This is a genomic window from Rhodococcus sp. 14C212, assembly GCF_011058195.1.
GTDB classification, from domain to species: Bacteria; Actinomycetota; Actinomycetes; order Mycobacteriales; family Mycobacteriaceae; genus Rhodococcus; species Rhodococcus aetherivorans.
The window spans coordinates 1-3,310 of sequence record NZ_JAALEH010000183.1 but is presented as its reverse complement, the minus strand read 5'-3'; the positions used below and the strand labels follow the sequence as shown (position 1 = coordinate 3,310).

Here is a 3,310-nt window from a genome sequence, read left to right as displayed (position 1 = left end):
CTCCGGTGTACGGCGGTGCGGCGTACACGGCTCCGCGCACCGGGCTCGAACGCACCCTCGTCGGCCTGTTCGCCGAAGTGCTGGGCGTCGGGGTCGACGACGTCGGGATCGACGACAGCTTCTTCGATCTGGGCGGGCACTCTCTCCTCGCGACACGGTTGGTCTCCCGGATCCGGTCGGTGCTCGGCGCGGAACTGCCGATCCGGGTGGTCTTCGACGCTCCGGCGGTGGCGCAGATGGCGCCGCGACTGGCGGAAGGAGGCGTGATCCGGCCACCGCTGGTACTGCAGGAGCGCCCTGAGCGGATCCCGCTGTCGTACGCGCAGCGTCGGCTGTGGTTCCTCCACCGGTTCGAGGGCCCGTCGGCGACGTACAACATCCCCCTGGTGGCTCGGCTCGTCGGTGAGCTGAACATCGCGGCCGTGGAGGCGGCGTTCGGAGACGTGGTCGCCCGGCACGAAAGCCTGCGCACCGTGTTCGCGGAGGTCGACGGCGAGCCGTCCCAGCTGATTCTGCCGGCCGACGAGGTGTCGCTGTCGCTCCCGGTGCTCGACAGCGAACCCGGCCGAGTGGCCGGGGCGGTGGTCGCGGCCGCCGCCCATCCGTTCGACCTGTCGGCGGAACTCCCGGTGCGAGCCACCCTGCTGCGCATCCGCCCCGACGAACACATGCTCGTGGTGGTGCTCCACCACATCGCCGGAGACGGCGCGTCGATGATGCCCCTCGTACGGGACATGACGACCGCGTACGCGGCACGCTCGACCGGGACACGGCCGGGATGGGATCCCCTGCCGGTGCAGTATGCCGACTACACGCTGTGGCAACGCGATGTGCTCGGCGACGAGAGCGATCCGAACAGCGTGCTGGCGTGCCAGTTCGCGTACTGGCGGACCGAGCTGGCGGGGGCGCCGCAGCAGCTGCGCCTGCCGACGGATCGTCCGCGCCCACCGGTCCAGTCGTTCCGGGGAGGGCTGGTCGAGTTCGCGGTCGAGCCCGCGGTGAGGACGGCGATCGACGAACTGGCCCGGTCGCGAGGAGCGACGGTGTCGATGGTGATGCAGTCGGCGCTCGCCGTGCTGCTGCACAAGCTCGGTGCCGGGGACGATCTCTCGATGGGCAGTCCCGTCGCGGGCCGGATGGACGATGCGCTCACGGATCTGGTGGGGTTCTTCGTCAACTCGTGGGTGTTACGGGCCGACCTGTCCGGCAATCCGCGATTCGTCGAGCTCCTCGACCAGGTTCGGCGAAAGGCATTGGGCGCGTATGAGAATCAGGACGCGCCGTTCGAACGCCTCGTGGAGTTGCTCAATCCCGACCGCTCGACCGCCTACCACCCCCTGTTCCAGGTGGTGCTGGCGGTGCAGAACAATCCGATGCCGGAAATCGACCTTCCCGGACTGCATCTGACAGTGGAGCCGACACCGACCGGCGTCGCACGCTTCGACCTGTCCTTCAATCTGTTCGAGCAGCCCGCCACCGCCGAGAAGGTCCCCGGGGGGATATACGGAACCATCGAGTATGCGAGCGACCTGTTCGACCCGGGCACCGTCGAGCAGATCGCGGCCCGTTTCGTGCGTGTCCTCGAGGCCGTCGTCGCGAACCCGCAGCTGCGGATCGAGCTGATCGATTTGATGGAACCGGGCGAGTACCGGCGGATTCTGCAGGACTGGAGCGGCGGGACGGTGCCCGTTCCGGAGACGACCGTACCGGCGCTGTTCGGCGAGCATGTGGCCGCGGCACCGGACGAGGTGGCCCTGACGTTCGGTGCCGAGCGGTGGACCTATCGGCAGCTCGGGGTGCGGGCGAACCGGTTGGCCCGTGAGCTGATGGCCCGGGGGGTGGGCCCGGAGACCGTGGTTGCGGTCGCGCTCGATCGCTCGCCGGCGTTGCTCGTCGGCTTGCTCGCGGTGCTGACGGCCGGAGGTGGATACCTGCCGATCGACCCGAAATACCCCAGCGAGCGAACCGCATTCATCGTCGCCGACGCCGCTCCGCGAATGGTCCTGACCGATGCCGACGCCGCCGCGCACCTGCCGGTCGGGGACGTGCCCCTGCTCATCCTGGATGCGACCGGTGCCCCCGTCGACACGGGCACCGGTCCTGGGGGCGGCCCTGTCACCGACGGTCCCGTTACCGATGCGGAGCGGCACACTCCGCTGCGGCCCGGCAACCTGGCGTATCTGCTCTACACCTCCGGATCGACGGGGACGCCGAAGGGAGCGGCGATCTGCCACCGCAATCTGATCAATCTCGTGCTGCACGGCTGGCCCGAGGATCGGCCGCGGGAACGGATGGCGCTGACCTCCTCGCCGGGGTTCGACTCCGCCACGTACGAGATCTGGCCCGCCGTGCTCGGCGGCACCGAACTGGTTATCGCCCCGCCCGGATCGGCGGATCCCGCGAAGCTTGCACCTACCGTCACCGAGCATCGCGTCACCGCCCTGTTCTTGGTGACGCCGATGTTCCACCTGCTCAGCGATCCGGCCGTCACCCCGTCGCAGATCTGGGACGGGGTCGACCAGGTGGTCGCGGGCGGGGACGTGCTCTCCGCGGGCGTGGTCGAGCGGTTCTACGCCGCCCACCCCGGCACCCTGGTGGTCAACTCCTACGGGCCGACCGAGACAACGGTCGCCACGACCATGTATCCGGTTCCCACGACCCTCCCGCCGGCCCGGAGCTCGGTGCCGATCGGCGTCCCCCTCCGGGGGGCGCGGGTGTTCGTGCTCGACGCCGGTCTGCGGCCGGTCCCCGTCGGTGTGCCCGGCGAACTGTACATCGCCGGCGCCGGCGTCGGCCGCGGTTACCGTGGGCGGCCGGGACTGACGGCGTCCCGGTTCGTCGCCTGCCCATTCGGCGCACCGGGGCTGAGGATGTACCGGTCGGGCGACCTCGTGACCTGGACCGCCGACGGGCAGCTCGACTTCGTCGGCCGCGTCGACACACAGGTCAAGATCCGCGGGTTCCGCATCGAACCGGGAGAAATCGAGGCGGTCCTCACCTCGCACCCGGCCGTCGCCCAGGCCGCTGTGATCGCCCGCGACGCCACCACCGGCGTCCACCACGTCGCGGACACGAAGCAACTGATCGGATACGTGGTGCTCGATCGGGAACAGAGTTCGATCGGCGACTCGACCGGCGACGTCGAGGCGAGTGGGATTCTCGACGACATCCGCCGCCGTGTCGCCGAGCGCCTGCCCGACTACATGGTGCCAGCCGCCCTGGTTCAGCTGGCCGAGTTGCCACTGACCGTACACGGCAAGCTGGATCGGCGGGCGTTGCCGGCCCCGGTGTTTGCGGGGCGGGGTGGGGG

Annotated in this window: 1 protein-coding gene; it reads left to right on the top strand. The window is 69.9% G+C overall.

The window, feature by feature from the left end:
* On the top strand, positions 1–3,310 hold a 3,310-nt coding region (locus G6038_RS30460), incomplete at both ends, for a non-ribosomal peptide synthetase (RefSeq protein ID WP_165042607.1).